This is a genomic window from Arsenicibacter rosenii, from assembly GCF_001870735.1.
Taxonomy (GTDB): Bacteria; Bacteroidota; Bacteroidia; order Cytophagales; family Spirosomataceae; genus Arsenicibacter; species Arsenicibacter rosenii.
Map to the genome: position 1 here is coordinate 320,787 of NZ_MORL01000007.1, position 18,365 is coordinate 339,151.

At 51.3% G+C, this 18,365-nt stretch carries 16 protein-coding genes; 13 read left to right on the forward strand and 3 right to left on the reverse strand.

Annotation, left to right across the window (positions count from 1 at the left end; all coding sequences use genetic code 11):
* The first annotated feature begins 42 nt into the window (after positions 1 to 42).
* On the forward strand, positions 43 to 1,245 hold the full coding sequence (chrA, locus tag BLX24_RS15755; RefSeq protein ID WP_071504108.1) for a chromate efflux transporter: 1,203 nt from the start codon (positions 43 to 45) through the stop codon (positions 1,243 to 1,245).
* A gap of 166 nt (positions 1,246 to 1,411) precedes the next feature.
* Positions 1,412 to 1,672, forward strand: a complete 261-nt coding sequence (locus tag BLX24_RS15760; protein WP_071504109.1) for a hypothetical protein — start codon at positions 1,412 to 1,414, stop codon at positions 1,670 to 1,672.
* Positions 1,673 to 1,966: 294 nt separating this feature from the next.
* On the opposite strand, the gene BLX24_RS15765 is transcribed toward BLX24_RS15760, so the two are convergent.
* The 3 genes from BLX24_RS15765 to BLX24_RS15775 form a co-directional block, all read right to left on the reverse strand.
* Complete coding sequence (locus BLX24_RS15765) at positions 1,967 to 2,644, reverse strand: response regulator transcription factor (RefSeq protein ID WP_071504110.1); 678 nt, start codon at positions 2,642 to 2,644, stop codon at positions 1,967 to 1,969.
* 1 nt (position 2,645) lies between these two features.
* Positions 2,646 to 4,124: a sensor histidine kinase gene (locus BLX24_RS15770; RefSeq protein ID WP_071504111.1), complete on the reverse strand. Its 1,479-nt coding sequence runs from the start codon at positions 4,122 to 4,124 to the stop codon at positions 2,646 to 2,648.
* A gap of 174 nt (positions 4,125 to 4,298) precedes the next feature.
* Positions 4,299 to 6,182 (reverse strand): heparinase II/III domain-containing protein, encoded by a 1,884-nt coding sequence (locus BLX24_RS15775; protein ID WP_071504112.1) that lies wholly within the window; start codon positions 6,180 to 6,182, stop codon positions 4,299 to 4,301.
* Between the two features lie 149 nt (positions 6,183 to 6,331).
* Between BLX24_RS15775 and BLX24_RS15780 the strand changes: the two genes are divergently transcribed.
* From BLX24_RS15780 to BLX24_RS15830, 11 genes are all read left to right on the forward strand, one after another.
* Positions 6,332 to 7,123 (forward strand): GLPGLI family protein, encoded by a 792-nt coding sequence (locus tag BLX24_RS15780; protein ID WP_071504113.1) that lies wholly within the window; start codon positions 6,332 to 6,334, stop codon positions 7,121 to 7,123.
* 245 nt (positions 7,124 to 7,368) lie between these two features.
* On the forward strand, positions 7,369 to 10,164 hold the full coding sequence (locus tag BLX24_RS15785) for a TonB-dependent receptor (RefSeq protein WP_071504114.1): 2,796 nt from the start codon (positions 7,369 to 7,371) through the stop codon (positions 10,162 to 10,164).
* A gap of 137 nt (positions 10,165 to 10,301) precedes the next feature.
* Complete coding sequence (locus BLX24_RS15790; protein WP_071504115.1) at positions 10,302 to 11,660, forward strand: glutamine synthetase family protein; 1,359 nt, start codon at positions 10,302 to 10,304, stop codon at positions 11,658 to 11,660.
* A gap of 17 nt (positions 11,661 to 11,677) precedes the next feature.
* Positions 11,678 to 12,721: an aminoglycoside phosphotransferase/kinase family protein gene (locus tag BLX24_RS15795; RefSeq protein ID WP_071504116.1), complete on the forward strand. Its 1,044-nt coding sequence runs from the start codon at positions 11,678 to 11,680 to the stop codon at positions 12,719 to 12,721.
* A gap of 82 nt (positions 12,722 to 12,803) precedes the next feature.
* Positions 12,804 to 13,658, forward strand: coding sequence for an HAD-IIA family hydrolase (locus tag BLX24_RS15800; RefSeq protein WP_071504117.1), 855 nt, complete (start codon positions 12,804 to 12,806; stop codon positions 13,656 to 13,658).
* Positions 13,659 to 14,027: 369 nt separating this feature from the next.
* A complete protein-coding gene (locus BLX24_RS15805; protein WP_071504118.1) occupies positions 14,028 to 14,360 on the forward strand; it encodes a DUF2185 domain-containing protein in 333 nt (110 codons plus the stop codon).
* A gap of 343 nt (positions 14,361 to 14,703) precedes the next feature.
* Positions 14,704 to 15,324 carry a hypothetical protein gene (locus BLX24_RS15810; RefSeq protein WP_071504119.1) on the forward strand — a complete coding sequence of 207 codons (621 nt, stop codon included), beginning with the start codon at positions 14,704 to 14,706 and terminating at the stop codon, positions 15,322 to 15,324.
* A 358-nt stretch (positions 15,325 to 15,682) separates the two neighbouring features.
* On the forward strand, positions 15,683 to 16,162 hold the full coding sequence (locus tag BLX24_RS15815) for a DUF6756 family protein (RefSeq protein WP_071504120.1): 480 nt from the start codon (positions 15,683 to 15,685) through the stop codon (positions 16,160 to 16,162).
* A 298-nt stretch (positions 16,163 to 16,460) separates the two neighbouring features.
* Positions 16,461 to 16,958, forward strand: a complete 498-nt coding sequence (locus BLX24_RS15820) for a hypothetical protein (RefSeq protein WP_071504121.1) — start codon at positions 16,461 to 16,463, stop codon at positions 16,956 to 16,958.
* Positions 16,959 to 17,345: 387 nt separating this feature from the next.
* Entirely contained in the window at positions 17,346 to 17,549 is a 204-nt protein-coding gene (locus BLX24_RS15825; protein WP_071504122.1) for a hypothetical protein, read from the forward strand.
* Between the two features lie 98 nt (positions 17,550 to 17,647).
* A complete protein-coding gene (locus tag BLX24_RS15830) occupies positions 17,648 to 18,016 on the forward strand; it encodes an Imm10 family immunity protein (RefSeq protein WP_071504123.1) in 369 nt (122 codons plus the stop codon).
* The last annotated feature ends 349 nt before the right edge of the window (positions 18,017 to 18,365 follow it).

Below are 18,365 nucleotides of genomic sequence, written 5' to 3' on the forward strand. Positions count from 1 at the left end.
GTGGCCATAAGTGAGGGTTCTGACCCTCTTTTTTTTTCATTAATGGCCAATTACTTACCTCACGTCAAGCCCGTACGCAAAATCCGGTATCTCATCTTTCTGAAAGATGTGCTGATTCTGGCGTTAACCACGTTTGGCGGTCCGCAGGTGCATCTGGTCATGATGTACGAGCGATTTGTTAAAAAGCGACATTACCTCACTGAAGATGAGTTACTTGAGCTTAATGCACTTTGCCAGATTCTGCCCGGCCCGACGTCAACGCAGACCATAACCGCGCTGGGTTTCCGGATCGGCGGCCCGAATCTGGCCTATCTGTCGCTTTTCATTTGGGCGTTGCCCGGCGTAACCGTAATGACGATCGCGGCGATGGGTGTCTACTACCTGGAGCGGCATAACCTGTCGTTAGCCTTTACACGGTTTATTCAGCCGATGGCCGTCGGGTTTCTGGTATCGGCCGGCTACCGTATCGGGAAGAAGGTCGTCAAAAACCGCGTTGATCTGGTCCTGCTGGTGCTGGCGGCGGTCGCAGCCTATGTTTTCCGGTCGCCGTATATGACCCCCGTAGTGTTGCTGGTCGGGGGGATTACAACGGCGTTTACCTACGAAAAGCAGCAGGTAATGGACAAAAAGCCGATTCATATCGAGTGGTCAAATTTCATTCTCTGGATCGGGGTGCTGGTCGTTGCCGCGATTTTGGGTGCATTGACGAACTGGTTGCCCATCCGCCTGTTTGAGAACTTTTACCGGAATGGCAGTCTGGTGTTTGGGGGTGGGCAGGTCTTAACGCCCATGCTGTATAACGAGTTTGTAGAGTTTAAGCAGTATCTGTCCCCGGAAGAGTTTTTGTCGGGACTGGGTCTTGTCCAGGCCATACCCGGGCCGGTGTTTTCGTTTGCGTCCTACATCGGTGCACTGTCAATGCGGCAGGAGGGCTTTCACGGTCAGCTGCTGGGCAGTATGGCCTCGACTCTCGGCATTTTTTTGCCGGGCACATTTCTCATCTTCTTTGTCTTTCATTTCTGGGATCAGTTGAAGCGTTATCGGGCCGTCCGGGCATCGCTGGAAGGCATCAATGCGGCCAGTTCCGGTCTGACGGCAGCGGCGGCCGTTGTGCTTTTTGAACCAATGGCGCTTGACTGGCAGATGCTGCTGGTGATTGTTGCCACCATCCTGCTGCTCGAATTTACCAAAATGCCGCCCTATATCCTGATTATCGGCGGTCTGGTGCTGGGGCTGGTGATTTGAAAATAGTAATATCGATATGTACAGTATAAGCGATAATTTGAACAACAAGGAATTTGCATTCGATTAAAAGCGTTGAATGAAAATAACAGATGTCTTATATTTGATAGACAATGCAACAGCAAGAAGGCAGATTAGCTGTGCGTAATGTAACACGTGTCAATATGCTATGGTACATATCATCACAATAGAAACGCAAAATGACACTGCATTGGAGCAAGTTAAGGCATTTGCTAAAAAACTTGGTCTCAATGTACGTGAGGAACATATACCTGAGCAAACCAGACGGGCAGTTAATAGCATACAGGAAACACAATCTGTACACCCGGTTTTACAGCAGCTTGCTGATCTTGAACGAAAATTCCCGCCGCAACAGGTAAGTAAGAATTTTGATTTTAATTCCGTTGTGGACGGGGGGATAAATCTGTAATTAAGGTGATGGTGACACAAGACTAGCAGGCCTTTTTTAACCCCAAACTTCAGTTTGGGGCCTGAAGTAAACTCCTTAAACCGGCCTGAACTAATTTTTGTGTTGACTGGAAGTACCACGTTACTGTGCCTAAATCAGCGCTATGCCTGTTTTAATGTGTTATTCACTGGAATCCCCGCGCTCAAGCACGGGGTTGGTCAATCAGGGCCGAAGAAGTGTTGCTTTGACGTATGAGAAAATCAAAAGATAATGCAAGTTAAATAGTATCAATCAGTAGGTAAATAGCCAGTTATTTCACACAATCAGCTTGTACCCCACACCCCGCACATTAACAATCTGAACCTGCGTATCGTGCTTAAGATACCGGCGCAGGTGGGTGATGAATACGTCGAGGCTGCGGCCGTTGAAAAAGCTGTCGTCGCCCCAAAGCTCCAGTAACACCGTGGTGCGCTCCAGCACCTGGTTCCGCTGCTCATACAGGCGCTTCAACAACTCCGATTCGCGGTGGGAGAGGGTGGTTTCCTGCCCGTCGAAAATAAGCTTCTGTTTGGGATAATCGAACTCGTAACGCCCGATGCTGACCCGGTCGCCCGTCGGGACAAGTGTCGTGTACTGGCGGTTGAGGAGGGCCTTCATCCGGACAATCAGCTCGTCCATGCTAAAGGGTTTTTTCAGGTAATCATTGCCGCCGAGTTCGAAGCCCCGCACCACATCGGCAGTCTGCGAACGGGCGGTCAGAAAGATAATCGGAATGTGAGCATTCTCCTGCCGGATACGTTCGGCAAGGCTGAACCCGTCGAGTTTGGGCATCATAATGTCTGCTACGATAATATCCGGCGGCTGCTGCCGGAAAAGTGCCAGCCCTTCTTCGCCGTCGCAGGCATAGTTTACGGTAAAGCCACGCACCTCCAGACTGTCTTTCACGATCATCCCGAGGGCCTGTTCATCTTCGATTAAAAGTACGGTTGCCATGTTAAAGGGGAAGCCAGATAAAAAATTCGCTGCCACGCCGGTCAGAGGCGCCGGTTTCGCTTTGTACGTGGATGGTACCGCCATGCCGTTCAATCACCTGACGGACATAGTACAATCCCAGCCCGAAACCTTTTACCGGATGCAGATTACCAGTCGGAACGCGGAAAAACCGGTCAAAAATAGCCTCCTGATAGCCTTTCGGAATACCCGGTCCGTTGTCGGCAACGGTCAGCTGCCAGCCATCCGGCGTTGATACGCCGCTGATCCGGATGGTTACTTCATCGGCCGAATACTTGATGGCATTGTCGATCAGGTTATTGATTACATTGGATAAGTGCATCGGATCGGCTTTGATCATCTCCGGCTCAATGTCCACCTGAAAGGTTACCGGTTTCGGGGCTTTGAGCTGATGCCGCTGAACCAGTTCCTGCACCAGTCCGGCCGGATCAATCCAGTCGGGTTGCAGCACCATCTCTTTCTGCTCTTCCACCGCCATGTTCAGCACCTTCTCAACCAGGTCTGACAACCGGCGCAGCTCGTTCTGCGAGATCGTCAGGTAGGTCTGGGTTTTCTTCGGGTCGTTCAGCGCTCCGAAATGTTGCATGGCTTCCACCGCCGCCGACACCGTGGCAATGGGCGTCTTCAGTTCGTGGGTCATGTTGTTGATAAAATCGTTTTTGATGTCCGAGAGCTTTTTCTGGCGTAGAATAGTCGACAGCATAAACAGAAAGCAGCCCGTTGTCAGAATCAGTAACAGGACCGATGTCGCCAGCAACCAGCCCATACGCCGCAGGATATAGACGGTAGGCGTTTTGAACGATGCCTGGATAAACTGCCCCCGCACCGGATTGATCGGAACGAGCGGCGTCTGTACGCGATACCCCGGCCGCTGAATGGCCGGCTGGTCGGATGTCTGGATAAACCGTGCCCGCCGCGAGAGCGTATCCAGCACAAAATCGGGGTCGGTAATGCCCCAGTTAGCGAGTTCGGCTTCGTATTGTTTGGTAAACTGGCTGAGGTTAAACTGATCCTTTCCCGACCAGCGGTAAATAAACAGGTCGGAGAGCTTACGGGCCAGTGTATCCGCATTTTTGGATGGTTTGGCCGACTTGCTGTTCAGGTTTATAACAATACGGCGGATGCTTTTGCCCGTATCCAGTTCGTGTTTCAGGCGGGAGGGGGAGGCTTCGCTATGTTGCTCGCTGTAAAAAAAGGCTTTAGGACCGGCGGAGTCCTTATCGGACAAAGCTTGGTACGTGACGCGGGTGGTAACTTGTCCCTTATGCCGCTGGCCAACCAGTTTCTCAACCGCCGATAACTGGTTATTCTGGAAGCTTTCAAACAGCGCCTCGCGTACGGCCCGTTTAAACTGCTCCAGCGTCAGCTGGTAGGTCTGAAACAGCCAGTAGGCCTGGAACAGGTTTATGCCCAGGATACAGACGGTCATCAGCCAGAATATAGATCGGATTCGTGTTTTCATGTTTGCGCGTAGGGCAGAGAGCAGGGAGCAACGTGCCTAATGTATAAAACATAGAAAATTCCCCTAAGCACGCTGCCCTACGCTCTACAACACAAAAGTAACGCACGTTCTGACACAATCCGCAGGACGTTAACACTGCTTAACACTATATAACGAAGCTTAACCGCAGCGAATCTACGGCCACTGGCGCAGGGGCGGGACAACTGCCGGATTACCGGTTGTTTTGCCTTCCGGGATCAGCAAAACTGTCAGATTCCCCGACGTATTGGCCGGTAGTTTAACCTCAAAACCGACGCGGACAGAGCCCGGATTGGGCGCATCGTAATCGTGTGTTGGCGTAGTCGGCCAGGTTTGCAGGGTAATGGTAGCAGGTTCCTGCACCTGTAGCAGCAGTTTCTTACCGTCTTTCACCAGTTCGGCGCGGTTTGGCCCGAGGATGTTAACCGTTGCCGGTGTGAGCAAGGTCCACCGCACGGTGGCGTCAGTAGTTCCCGCTTTCAGTTCATCCCGCACGGCAACGTATGCTTTTTTTACAATGGCAATGCCCCTTGTCGCTTCTGCCAGAGACCCTTTGTAAATGTCGGTCAGGTCGATGGTCGTCTGCATAAAATCGGGTGAACTGCCGTGGCGTTTGATGGGCGCAAAACCGTCTACCCGTTGCAGGCCGTCGTTGACAGTCAGGGTATTATGGACAGCGTTGCCATAGCGGAACACTTCCCAGCGCTGGGCGTTCTGGCCTTTATCCCAGATTTTGACACCTTTAGATTCAAGGGAATTGTAATCCTGCATACCGAAATCCATGGCCCAGCGGACGCCGTTGGCATCCATTACAAACGAACCGGCATCCATGTGGGCGTGATTTACTGACGGAGAGCCGCCTTTGGCTCCTACAAAAATGGCATTCGGATCGGTCCAGGAAGTGCGCATCAGCGTTAACGGGTTTTTGCCGTTTCCGGTCCATGCCAGGGCTTGAGGAGCCGTGATTTTATCAAGGCTGAGGCCCCCGTTCCAGACCATAATGGCCGGTAGCAACCGGTTCTTGACGAACGATTTGCCTTCGTTTGTTTGCAGCCGTTCGCGTTCAATCCAAAGCAGGGACGGGTTGTTGGTTTTGTTGGCAAACCAGAACATGGCCGGCTGCAGTTCGCTGCCGGTTCCGGCGTCAGAATAATTGAATGAACGGCCGGATGGCCCCGTCATATTTTCCATGTAGGCTGCGGTTTGCAGAAAGCCCGGTTGTTTACTCAGACCGAAATCCTGCCCGTAGGCTTTTTCCATGGCACTGATAAACATGACATTAAAGCTGGTTCCGTAGCCCCAGTAGCCATAGCCCTCGGGATAGGCCCCGTCCGGTCCGTAGTCGCCCATCGACAGTACGATGGTGTCGATGGCACGGTTGATAATCTGTTTGGCCAGTACAGGCTCGTCTTCGTAGATGGCCAGCGCACCGAAAGTCATGCCGGCGTTACAGACCTGATTCCAGTTGTGGGAAGCCTTCAACCAGCTGTTGTTTTTGGGGTCGAGGGAGGGTTCGATGCCTTTTTTCAGGATCGCTTCCTTAATGGTTGCCCGCGATTGCGGCGAAAGATCATTGTAAAGCCAGTCGTACCCGATGGCAACGGCCATAGTCATTTCGGCCACATCCAGAAAGTGCGACGGGTTCCAGTCGCTGAACGCGGCGATGGCCAGCATTTCCTTTTCGGCGCGCTGCCGGTAGGTGTCCTGACGGGTCATCCGCCACGCGTAGGAAAGCAGGAATAACCGCCGCAGCGCTTCCCGCGACTTATCCAGCAACCGGCGGCCGATCTGAATCCGTTCGACGGGCGGGGTGTTGAGCAGGGCATCGCATTCGGTCAGCATGGCCTTGTGTACCTTTCCCCAGGTCTGGTCGGTACCAACAACCTGCCGTATCGCCGCTTCATCGCGGGCGGGCAGGAGCAGACGCGGGTGACTGCCGGGTGCAGGAACCGATTGCAGGTGGTCGGTCTGGGCAATAGCCAGAGTAAATGAAAGACAAAGCGCTAAAAGGCTGCTGACAAAAAGGTTGCGGGCGTTCATAACGGGTTTATTTCTACCAAAACCCGAAAGAGGTCACTTTCTACTACATAGGCTTGTTTGGTCATCTTAACACTGTTTAACACTACATAACGGTTCTTTACAGTACTTCCGCTGACCTTTGCTGCACATAAATCAAGCACTGACATTCCATGAAAAAACTACTGATTGCCGCTACCTTACTGATTGCCGGACTAACAACACAAGCCCAGAACAGCGGCCGGATTTCATACGAAGCGATGGTTAAAGTCGATCTGTCGAAAATGCGGATCAACATCAACGGCCAGGACATGAAGCCGGGCGATCCGGGGTTTCCGGCCGAGATTCCGGATACCCGCACCTTTGAGATCAAAACCAGCTATAACGGCTCAAATGCGAAAGAAGAGCGCGAAGGGGCCGGTGGCGCTACCATGATCCGGCGAACATTTGATGGCCCCGGCGGAGGGGAGGGTGCCCCCGGGCAGACAATGCGTATAGAGCCACCGTTCAGCGAAAAAAACTACCTCGACCTGGCCGGTCAGAAACTCATCACGGTCCTTACCGTCGGCAAAGAGGCCGATGCAAAAGTTTATAAGTCAGAGACGCCATTTAAAAAACCGGCTGGCTGGCAAGTGACCGATCAGACGAAAAAAATTGCTGGTTACGTGTGTCAAAAGGCGACCGTACCCTATAAAAATGAGAACTATACGGTTTGGTACACAACCGAGCTACCTATGACCTACTCGCCCGTACGCGACCTGATGCCGGAAAAAGGGGTTGTTTTGGCTGTTGAGGGCAGTAAAGAAGCCTATAAAGCCATAAAGGTAGATCTGAAAGCGTCGGTTTCGGAGCAGGATGTGTTGCCTTCTGCATCCGCTAAAGCTGTATCGCCGGAAGAAATGAAAGAGCTGCGGGAAAAGGCCATGGCTGACTTCCGCGCCCGGATGTTTGAACGGAATAACTAGGACTATGATTCGTATGATTAAATGATTAATGTGATTAAATGCGTACTATGATTTATTTGATTTTGTTGTTAAGTGATTGAATATCTTGGTGTTATCACTTAGTCGTTCAGGTCAATAGTCTGGTTTTTCATAGCGCATTTATTGTAGCAGCCAGGAATTACAGTAAACAATAATCATACTAATCACTAAATCCTTTAATCATAGTAGTCATTAAATCATTCAATCATAGTAAATCATAGTCAGGGATGCGCTACTTGTACATTTTTCTGATGCTTATGGGTGCGGCCGGAGCCGTTCACGGGCAGCAAACACCGCTAAGTAAGGCTGGTAAAGGCGTTATTCGCGGGATGGTCATCGACTCGGTAACGGGGAAGCCACTCCGCGAAGCATCGGTATCGTTGCTTCAGGCCCGCGATTCGGCCTACATCGCCTATACGATCAGTGACGGCGATGGCAACTTTCTGCTCCGGAACGTGGCGCCGGGCCGTTACCGGCTGCTGGTGACCTTCGTCGGTTATGAAAACGGCTCGCTTCCGGTAACGGCAGAAGGGGCTGCGACCGAGGCGGGTACCATCCGGATGAACCAGAAAATGACAACCCTCAACGAGGTCACGGTCGTGCAGGAGCGGGCACCCATTACCGTTAAGCAGGATACCCTTGAGTTTAACGCCAATTCGTTTAAAACCCAGCCCAACGCCGCCGTTGAGGACTTATTGAAAAAACTGCCGGGTGTTGAAGTCAGCCGCGACGGTACGATCAAGGCACAGGGGCAAACGGTGAACAAGGTATTGGTCGACGGCAAACCGTTTTTCGGCAACGACCCGAAAATGGCTACCCGCAACCTGCCCGCCGATGTCATTGACAAAGTGCAGATGTATGACCAGCAATCCGATCAGTCGTCGTTTTCGGGGATTGACGACGGCAACCGCGAACGGACTATCAACCTGACCACCAAACGGGATAAGCGCAAAGGCTATTTTGGCCGCAATTCACTGGGTGGCGGTACCAACGACCGCTATCAGGCTAACCTCAACCTGAACCGGTTTAACAACGGCCGACAGATGTCGCTGGTGGGGATGGGCAATAACCTGAACAATCAGGGCTTTACGGCGCAGGACGGCGCGGGCATTAACGCCGGCGGCGGGCTTGCCGGTGGCGGAACGTTTATGGCCAGCAGTGACGGTGGCGGAAGAAGCGGCGGCAATCAGCAACCAACCAACATCACCAGTTCAAAGGCGGCCGGGATGAATTTCCGCGACGGACTGGGCAAAAAAGCCGAAGTGGCGGCCAGTTATTTTATCAATAATGTCAGTGTCCGGACGGAACAGACCAGCCGCCGGCAAAATGTCCTGCCGGCGCAATCGGTGGGAGGAGAGGCTACCGCCAACCGGTCGTTTCTGACCAATCAGGCCCTTACATCGACCAGCCGGAATACCAACCACCGGTTCAACATGCGCCTCGACTGGAAACTCGACAGCCTGACCAGCCTGCGGTTTACACCCAATGTGTCGTATAATGGTTCGCGGTTCAACAGCCTGACCAATCAGGAGGTACAGAACCAGTCGGGGGCGGCGCTGAGCCGGAACAATACCGATTACGGCATGACCGGCAACGGGCTGAATGGTATGAGTAACATCCTGTTGATGCGGAAATTCAGGAAGGAAGGCCGGACATTCTCGGCGAACCTGAATACGGTACTGAACCAGCAGGATACCCGTGGCATCAACCAGGCAACGAACATGTTCGTTGGTGGTACAACCGGCGACCGGACGACGCGCATCAATCAGCAAAACGGGCAGGGCAACAAAGTATGGGCCCATAACCTGATGCTGTCGTTTACCGAACCGCTGTCGCTGAGCAAGAAGCTGGAACTTCGGTATAACTTTGCCAATAACCTGAACCTGTCCCGCCGCGAAGTAGACGACTTCGACGAAGCGACGGGGCTTTATTCGCGCCGGAATGCGTTGCTGAGCAACAACTTCCGCAACGAATACCAGACGCACCGGGTTGGAACAACGCTGCAAAACCGCCGGTTACGGTACACCTACTCACTGGGTTTCGACGTGCAGCAGGCCTCGTTGCAGGGCAACAACCGGACCACCGACACAACCCTGAGCCGCAGCTTTACCAACCTGCTGCCGGTAGCGATGTTTAACTACAACTGGACCCGCAACCGCACGCTCCGGATCAACTACCGGACCCGGATCAATGCGCCGTCGGTAAGTCAGTTACAGCCGGTACCGGACAATACCAATCCGTTGCAGATCCGGCTGGGGAATACGGGGTTGCGGCCTGAATACTACAACACGCTGTCTCTGAGCTACAATACCTACCGGTCGGCAGGATCACAGAGCTTTTTTGCCATGATGAACGTCAATCAGGTAAACGACCGGATTGTAAACTCGACAAGCTTTAATGCCTCGGGTGTACAGACCACACAGCCGGTGAACGCCGACGGCTATTATGCCGTCAACAGCTACGTGTCGTTCGGCCGCCGGCTGATGCCGTGGAAAATCAACCTGAACCTGAGTACAAATCTGGGTTTCTCGCGCGGTATCGGCTTCGTAAACGGGCAGACCAACTATTCACGCAACATGACACTGGGGCAGGGACTGAGCCTGAATTCGGCGTTCAACGGGAAGTTTGAGTTCGGCCTGATGGGCAACGTGACCTACCAACGGGCGACCTACTCGCTGCAATCGGCGCAGAACAACGCGTTTTTTACCAACATGGCCGATGCGAACATTCACTGGCAGTTGCCGTTCCGGTTTGTGCTGACCACGGATGTGCTGTACCTGAACAACACCGGCCGGTCGGCGGGGTATAACCAGAATGTTACGCTCTGGAACGCCGGTCTGGCCCGTCAGTTCTTCAAAAACAAGCAGGGTGAACTGAAACTACAGGTCTATGATCTGCTGAATCAGAACAAGAGCATCATCCGGAACGTAACGGATACCTACGTAGAGGATGTGCAGAACCGTATCCTGCGCCGCTACTTTCTGCTGAGTTTTACCTATAACCTGCGTAAGTTCGGAATATAGCGCGCTTTCGACAGGATGACGTACTTGCAGGACGTTCTGTAAGGGTCCCGTCATCCTGTCGAAAGAAATCTGTTGATCCGGTGGCTGCGGTTTGGGTAAATGTAGTAGATTGCTGCTCATTGCATACCGCTACAGTTATGGAGCAGCACGAGATTAGGGAATACTTCGATCAACATAGCATACAGAAAGTAAAGTTTGCCTTTGCCGACATCGACGGGGTGTTGCGGGGCAAAGTCATCAGCCGCCGGAAGTTTGAGGCGGGCCTCAAGTCCGGTTACGGCTTCTGCAACGTCGTTTTTGGCTGGGACAGTGCCGACAACCCTTACGACGAGGTAAAACTCACGGGCTGGCACTCTGGCTATCCTGACACCCCCACCCGCATCGACCTTTCGACCTTCCGGCGGATTCCGTGGGAGGATAACCTGCCGTTTTTTATCGCCGATTTCAGCCACGAAGACGGCAACGATCTGGTAGCCTGCCCCCGCAGCCTGCTGAAACGCATCGCCCGGCAAAGCGAAGAAATGGGGTTCCGGGCCGAAATTGCCCAGGAGTTTGAGTGGTTTAATTTCCGCGAAACACCGCAGTCACTGCACGAAAAGGATTTCCGGAATCCGGAGCCGCTGACGCCCGGCATGTTCGGATACTCCATCCTGCGGCCGTCGCTCGAAACGGCGTTTTACCACGACCTCTTCGACCTGCTCACCGAATTTGACGTACCGCTCGAAGGCCTGCACACCGAGACCGGCCCGGGCGTTTACGAGGCCGCCATTCACCACGACGAAGTGGTACGGGCTGCCGATAAAGCGACCTTGTTTAAAACGGCCGTAAAGGAAATTGCCTACAAACACGGCATCATGGCCACCTTCATGGCAAAGTGGAACGCCGACCTGCCGGGATGCAGCGGCCACATCCACCAAAGCCTCTGGACACCCGACGGGTCGAAGAACCTGTTCTACGACCCGGGCCAACCCGATAACATGAGCGAGCTGTTCCGCCAGTATCTGGCCGGGCAGCTGTATTGCCTGCCGCACATCCTGCCGATGCTGGCCCCGACCGTCAACAGCTACAAGCGGCTGGTCGAAGGGGCATGGGCCCCGACAACGGTGACCTGGTCCGTCGACAACCGGACGACGGCCCTGCGGGTGCTTAACCATGCCGAAGCCTACACGCGGCTGGAGCAGCGGGTGTCGGGCTCGGATACCAACCCGTATCTGGCCATTGCGGCCTCGCTGGCTTCGGGGCTGTACGGCATCCGCCACCGGCTGACGCTGGACATCCCGGCTACGGTCGGCAACGGGTATGCCAACAAAACAAACGGGGTAATTCCGGCGAATTTGTGGGAGGCCACCCGCGTGATGAAACAATCACCGGTGGCGGCGGAACTGTTTGGCGAAGGCTTTGTTGACCATTTTACGCAGACGCGCGAATGGGAATGGCGGCAATATGCCCGTCAGGTAAGCGACTGGGAACTGCGGCGTTATTTCGAAATCATCTAGTACAACAAAACATATTCATGCGAATGATTGATTACCCGGCCATTATCCGACAGGCCTGGGCGGCTTTTGATGCCTCGCAAACCATTCATACCATTGAAGATATCAGCGCAAAGGTATCGACCAACCACGTGTTCCGCGTGCGGTTCGATAACGACGATATTGTCATTGCCAAGCTGTCTTACTTTGGTAAATACGAACACTTTAAGGAAGATCACCGGATTATTCATGCCCTGGCCAATAACCTGCTCTATCCGTTTGAGAATGTGCTGGCTAAGTCGCTGCTGAAGAATAATCAGGTCTTTACGTACCGGTTCAAAGACGAGTTTATTGATACGTGGGTTGTGTTTTATAACCCGATCCGGACGATGCACCGGATGCCGCGCCGCCTCGACGAGGAGCATATCCGGAAGCTGGGCGGCGAGATCGGGCGTTTTCATAAGGCGTGCTCGCGGGTGGCCAACGTGCTGCCGAAGTCGTCGAAAACGCTGCGGAGCGATATCCAGAGCTTTATGGATATCCTGGATACCGAAGCCGGTCAGTATGAACACCGGAATCAAGTCGATTACCTGAAAAAGCAGTGTGAAACGTTCCTGAAAAACCGCCAGAAACTGGTGCACGGGTCGGTGGAGACCATGCCCGTATTCGTGGACTGGAACATCGGCAATTTTTCGGTGACCGACGATCTGAAGCTGTACTCGCGCTGGGACTATGACTGGTTCCGGATCAGCTACCGCGTCATGGACTTCTACTTTTTCAGCCGCGTGGTGTCGGATGCGGGCGACCGTACCGTGTTCAGCTACCTGATCGGGCCGATGATGGAAGAGCGTTTTCTGATGTTTCTGGAGGAATACCACAAGGTGTATCCGCTGACCGAAAACGAGGTGCGGTTTATGAAAGAAGCCTACCGGTTCTTTATCCTGAACTACGTGGTCAAGTACGGGCGGTATTTCTTTCACCGGACCTATGCCACGAAGCTGCAACGCGAAGCCTATGATATTTATCTGCCATCAATCGATAAGCTCTTCGATGCCGATAAAATCCTGAAAGCGCTGAAAATCTGATCCTGGCGGGTGAACATTTCACCCGCCAGCCTACCTGTATATCCCCGAAAAATAAGCCGTAGTTACCGAATTCTACCTCCATATGTCGCAGTTCGAGTCGTTTAAAGATGTTGTTGACCAGTACAAAGTAATTTTCTTCGACGCCTTCGGCGTGCTGAAAAACTCCAACGGATTGATTCCGGGAATTGAGAAAACATTTGCCTACCTGAAAGAAACTAAAAAGGAATTTTATGTGCTGACGAACGATGCGTCGCGGAGTCCCGAGGCGCTGGCGCAGTCGTACCACAAGCTGGAGATGTACGACATTGTGCCCGAGTGCATTATCTCGTCGGGAATGTTGGCCCGGGAGTACCTGCAGCTGAAGGTCAGCCACGGGACGGTGGCCTATCTGGGCACCGAAAAGTCAGCGCATTACATTGAAACGGCGGGTCTGAAAACGCTGTCGATCCGCGAACTTGATCTCAACGACATTGACGAGGTAAATGCCCTGGTGTTTCTGGACGACGAGGGGTTCGACTGGAACACCGACCTGAACAAGACCGTGAATCTGCTCCGTCGCCGGAACATTCCGGTGATTGTGGCCAACACCGACAACACGTATCCGGTCTCGAAAAACCAGATTGCGATTGCCATCGGCGGGGTGGCCAAAATGATTGAAACCATTGTGGGCAAGCAGTTTATGCGCTTTGGGAAGCCCGATGCCCAGATGTTTATCTTCGCTTATGAGCACATCAACAGTTATCCGGCGGTCGGCCGCAAAGACATCCTGATGGTCGGCGACACGCTGCACACCGACATCCTGGGCGGCAACAAATTCGGCCTCGACACCGCCCTCGTCCTGACCGGCAACACCCTTGCCGACGACGTTGAGGTCCGCGTCCGCAGCACCGGCATCATCCCGACGTACATCTGCGAATCAGCGGTGATTGAGGTGTAGGGGGGAGGGAGAGGGATTTTGAAGTAAGCCTGAAAATACGGGAAAAATACCCTGGTTTGGATAGTGGGCCAAGCTGAACAAGTAATAAAAGCATCAATTTTATTTCTTAATGGCTGGATACGTAGAAAAGCCTACTAGACAAGATACTTTTTAGAATGTGTCTGGGAATATTATAAATTGATATACAGTACAGTAACTTATAATCGAGCTGTTGTGCTAAATTGAATGTGGTAGGGGTAAAACCAAACAAAATGGGCGTGTAAGGCGGGCTACCGGCGACAGGATAGCGCGCCCAAGAGGCAAGTCTTGGCTCGTTGTTCAGCTTCCGTGTGAGATAGGGAACGCCCCGACAGGCAATAACTTTGAACTATGAACACGAAAGAATACAAACTTAAAAAGGAGGATATAAAGTCTTTAACTGATTTTGCAGGTGGCTGTTTGTCCAGCGACAAGATTGTTGTTGAAGGTTTAGTGATTGGTTATATGTACCGGGAAGAGCCTGAAATCGCTGAGGATAATGGATGGCGTTTCTTCTCGGGTACAGAGTCCGACGACTACATTAACGATGCTCAAAACTTGGCTTACTACTCCGTCAATACAATTGCCAATTATGACCCAAGCATCATTCCGTATTTGGAGTCGCCTATTGGTAGCGAGTTTATGCGAATAGAGGGTACTAACCAATTTGAAAAACTTGAGTAAGAAAAGTTTCGGTTAGGCGGGTTACCTGCGACAGGTAGCACGTCTTGAAGGAGAGTTTGCAGCCCAACCAAACGAGGGTACAAAAGTTCAGTTCGTATGGATTCAGTCGAGTGATTCGCTCACCATCAGCCCTCGCGGTCGTTGGGTGAACTGGCCTGGTATGCTTGCAGGGCGGGCTTCGGTCGACAAGACGCACGTTTCGAAGGGCAGCGTTTAGCTTCCATTTTGGCGTTCCGGCTGACAGGGCAAACGCCCCTGTTAGGCAGGTTTGGGTTTTCATTTCCGGGTTGTGGCTGACAGGCCAACCGTCCAAGTAGGTTAAATTCAATGCAAACAATCACACATGAAAAAAATAGCTTTACTAATTGCCTTTACTTTTTTGACATTCAGCGCGGTAGCTCAAAACTTTGAAGGCCGCATCTTGTACAAAAACAGTTTCTATCTGCCTAACGGTCAGGATGTCACAGCATCAGCTACCAGGATGATGGGAACTGAGCAAGATTACTACATCAATGCCAAACATTACAAATCGCTGATGAATGGTCAAATGATGACCATGCAACTCTATCGCAGCGATGAAAACAAATACTACAGCGTTGATGGGAACAACACAGCGCAAAGCTTTGATGGCAGCACCGAATCTGGCAAAATTACCAAAGTTGAAAAGTTGGATGGGACTTTTGACGTTTTAGGCCGAAAATGCAAAGGTGTTGTTCTGATAAGTAATACGTCCAAGACGACGTACTACTATGATGAATCCATGAAAGTAAATATTGCTACGTTTTCTAAACACAAGTTTGGCAATTGGATTGACTATTTACAGGCTTCTGGTGGTGCATTACCTTTGGCCTTCATTGTGGAAAATCCGCAATACACTTGGAAATCTGAAGCCGTCAAGGTGGAGCCAATGAAATTGGACGATTCGGCATTTACTTTACCTAAAGGGGTAAAAATGAAAATGTAATTTAGCGGAAGTGCGTCGTTGTGTGCTCGGCGTGGGCAGGTCTTGGGCGACAGGCAGCACGTCCCTGAGGACGGTTTCAGCCCAACCAAACGGGTGTGTAAAGGTTCAGCTACGTGTGTTCAGGCAAGTTTCGAGCCCACCATCAACACCCGTTGGCGTTGGGTGGACAGAACAGACTGTAACGTAGCGGTGGGCTGGCGTGCGACAGTGGGCACATCCCGTAACAAGGTGGTTTTGGCTCGTTGATCGGGTTTCGGTCGACACCAGAAATGCACTGATTGGCAGGCTGAAAGTGATTAGCGTAGAGTTCCCTGCGACAGAGATTATATTCCAACAACTTACTGGACATGACTGAGAAATGTTTTTAGAAGAAAAGATCGACTATCTTAAGCGTCAGTTTTCTCCAACGGACTTTCGAGTGCCCTTTACTGATGCAACAAGGATTTTGAAGATGATTGAATCAAAATTCATCAAAGTAAAAGACGTACAGGAGGATCTGAATAAGCTAAGCCAACGATTTGTTCACTGGAGTAGTAACATCAAAAACAAGGCGGAAGTCATCTCACTACCTAGTGCTGATTGTAGCAACTGGCTTGACAAACTTGATCCACATGCGAACTACTGGATGGTCATCACTACTGATGAGTCGGCTTCTACGAAGCATTGGGTTTATGATTGCAAGCCCAATGCATTAGCGGCTTTGGCTTCAACTACTCAAACCAGCTTTTTTGTAATTGACAAAAAGTATAGGTGGTTTAGCTTTTTTGCTTTGGACAAACTAAGCCACACATTCACTATTTATAAAAGCGGTAGTGGAACAACGCCGTTTGAGGGTTAGCAAATCTTTGATGAGTTATCAAGGGCGCTCACCTGTGACAGGAAGCACGTCCCGCAGTTAAGCGAGGCAGCCCAACCAAATGAGGGTGTAAAGGTTGGCAGCGGTTTGTGTTCAGGCACGTAGCGTTCTCATCCATCAACCCTCATGGTCGTTGGGTGGTACGTAACAGCGAGTGCCTCAAAGTCGGGCGTGCGGGTGACAGGCAGCGCGTCTCAAAGTCAAGCGGTTCGGTACGTTTGGCGGCTTCGGTTGACATGAGGAGCGCCTGAGTTAGTCAAGTCTGAAAAATTTATAAATAATGTTCAAAAACCTTTTCGGTAAGAAAGACAAACCGCAACTTACCTCTTACAGTGAAGCCATTCTTTTTACTATCGACAAGTTCATTGAAGGTTTTGATGAGTGGTATAATCGTGGTGAAGTTGACCAGGAAAGCGCAGACGATTATATCTACGACCAGATTTTTGAACACGTTCGCAATGAAGAATTAACAAATCAGCTATACGTCTTCATCCCCGTTGCGCTAACACGTATTTGGTTTGAGCAACAGCCTATCAAATTATCTGAAACGTATCTTAAATCAAGGGAAGGTGGTGATAGCCAAACCATTCGACTTGACAGTCTTGAGGTTTATCGGCAAATTGTTGTCGTGCTACGTTCACGATTAAGCAGTTTATCAGATGAAGACGCGTATAAAATTCTGGCCCACAGTTCAGAATACAAGATTATTGACCAAGCCTTAGAGCAGGATATTCCATTTGAAAACGTGAAAATGGGTCCTTTTGCAAGCGGGGTCTAAAGCTCGGTTAAAGGTTGTTACGCTCCGCGTGGGGCTGCTCTCGGTCGACAGGACGCACTTGGGTACGCACAGCTTTTCATCCCAACCAAGAAAGGGTGTAAAGGCAGGCGGGTACGTCTGTTCAGGCAAGTAACTCGTGGGGCCATCAGCCCTTTCGCTCGTTGGGTGGTGCGTAAAAGCCGCGCGTGTTGGCCGTTGTCGGTTGACACAAGTTACGGCTCGTACACGCAGCTTTGAGGTTGCCAGGTCCGGCTCCCCTTGACACGAGGAATGCTCTAAACGCCCCGGTTAGGGTAGTTCTGGCTTATAGATAGGTTGACTTTCTGGCGACAGGTATATGTCTTTTAAAGCAGTACTTATAAAGAGTAATAAAATCTCACAAAGTAGATGATCAAACTCACCAAAATACTACTGACTTTCAGTATGGTCCTTGTTTGGGGATGGACATTCTTTATGGGAGCGTTTGCTACCCATGCTAATGGTCGCCGGGCGGGCTGGTTCATTGGCCTTAGTCTCAATGTGCTGCTGGGATTAGTTTATAGCTACCTGGAAAAGCGTCCTAAAACTTTCAAGGAATGGTTTAAAATGTAATCATTTGACGTTGTGCAACAGCCACTAACCTTTCGGGTGAGTGAGTAGCCTCCTTTGTTGAGTCCAGGCATTAGTGCGACAAGCCAAACTTGTTTTAAATGAAAGTTCAGTTTCAGGCAAATACAGTTGTAGTCCAGGAAGAAGATGAAGTTGCGATAGTGGCTTTTGCCGATGACGCAATTCAACCGACAGAGGTCTTTATGCTTCAGTGCGCTCTATTTGAAGAACCGGACCAGCCGGTTTATTGTGAACGAAATGGCCAAAGCCAAGGCTGTTATGACGGTATTCAACGTGCTGAATTGAGGCGGACAGGTTTTAGAATTGAACTCAATAAAGAAGGGGTTGCGAGATTGGGTTGCGATTGGATAGAGGTTGGTTTTGAAGTTGATGAGTCCAATTTCTCTCGTTTGCACGCTACATTGCATCTGATGTTTAATCATTCTGGTGTGTTAATGGATAAGTTATAAGTGGGGGCTTTCCGGCGACAGGCTGCACGTCCCGTGAGCAAGGAGCAGCCCAACATGATGAGTGTGTAAAGGTTAAAGTACGTTCGGTTGAGCCAACTTGTTCGCTCTCCATCAGCCCTCGCTGAGGTTGGGTGTAACGAAAAAGTAGTGCTCGTTTGCGGGCTTCGGGCGACAGGGCGCACGTCTCGGCATGAGGGCTTTTAGGGGGTCTCAGTCGACAGAAGAAACGCCCCCCTAAGGCGAAAAAATTGTAGTTATGTCAGAAATTGACCAACTTATTGACCGGATTTCTCAACGTCCAGACTGCCTGCTTGAGCCACCTGATATGGTCCTAAAAATCCGGACACGA

What these genes read in the sequence shown, in the direction of transcription:
- chrA (WP_071504108.1), top strand. Translation starts at nt 43, where the DNA reads ATGGCCAATTACTTACCTCACGTCAAGCCCGTACGCAAAATCCGGTAT.
- BLX24_RS15760 (WP_071504109.1), top strand. Translation starts at nt 1,412, where the DNA reads ATGGTACATATCATCACAATAGAAACGCAAAATGACACTGCATTGGAG.
- BLX24_RS15765 (WP_071504110.1), bottom strand. Translation starts at nt 2,644, where the DNA reads ATGGCAACCGTACTTTTAATCGAAGATGAACAGGCCCTCGGGATGATC.
- BLX24_RS15770 (WP_071504111.1), bottom strand. Translation starts at nt 4,124, where the DNA reads ATGAAAACACGAATCCGATCTATATTCTGGCTGATGACCGTCTGTATC.
- BLX24_RS15775 (WP_071504112.1), bottom strand. Translation starts at nt 6,182, where the DNA reads ATGAACGCCCGCAACCTTTTTGTCAGCAGCCTTTTAGCGCTTTGTCTT.
- BLX24_RS15780 (WP_071504113.1), top strand. Translation starts at nt 6,332, where the DNA reads ATGAAAAAACTACTGATTGCCGCTACCTTACTGATTGCCGGACTAACA.
- BLX24_RS15785 (WP_071504114.1), top strand. Translation starts at nt 7,369, where the DNA reads ATGCGCTACTTGTACATTTTTCTGATGCTTATGGGTGCGGCCGGAGCC.
- BLX24_RS15790 (WP_071504115.1), top strand. Translation starts at nt 10,302, where the DNA reads ATGGAGCAGCACGAGATTAGGGAATACTTCGATCAACATAGCATACAG.
- BLX24_RS15795 (WP_071504116.1), top strand. Translation starts at nt 11,678, where the DNA reads ATGCGAATGATTGATTACCCGGCCATTATCCGACAGGCCTGGGCGGCT.
- BLX24_RS15800 (WP_071504117.1), top strand. Translation starts at nt 12,804, where the DNA reads ATGTCGCAGTTCGAGTCGTTTAAAGATGTTGTTGACCAGTACAAAGTA.
- BLX24_RS15805 (WP_071504118.1), top strand. Translation starts at nt 14,028, where the DNA reads ATGAACACGAAAGAATACAAACTTAAAAAGGAGGATATAAAGTCTTTA.
- BLX24_RS15810 (WP_071504119.1), top strand. Translation starts at nt 14,704, where the DNA reads ATGAAAAAAATAGCTTTACTAATTGCCTTTACTTTTTTGACATTCAGC.
- BLX24_RS15815 (WP_071504120.1), top strand. Translation starts at nt 15,683, where the DNA reads ATGTTTTTAGAAGAAAAGATCGACTATCTTAAGCGTCAGTTTTCTCCA.
- BLX24_RS15820 (WP_071504121.1), top strand. Translation starts at nt 16,461, where the DNA reads ATGTTCAAAAACCTTTTCGGTAAGAAAGACAAACCGCAACTTACCTCT.
- BLX24_RS15825 (WP_071504122.1), top strand. Translation starts at nt 17,346, where the DNA reads ATGATCAAACTCACCAAAATACTACTGACTTTCAGTATGGTCCTTGTT.
- BLX24_RS15830 (WP_071504123.1), top strand. Translation starts at nt 17,648, where the DNA reads ATGAAAGTTCAGTTTCAGGCAAATACAGTTGTAGTCCAGGAAGAAGAT.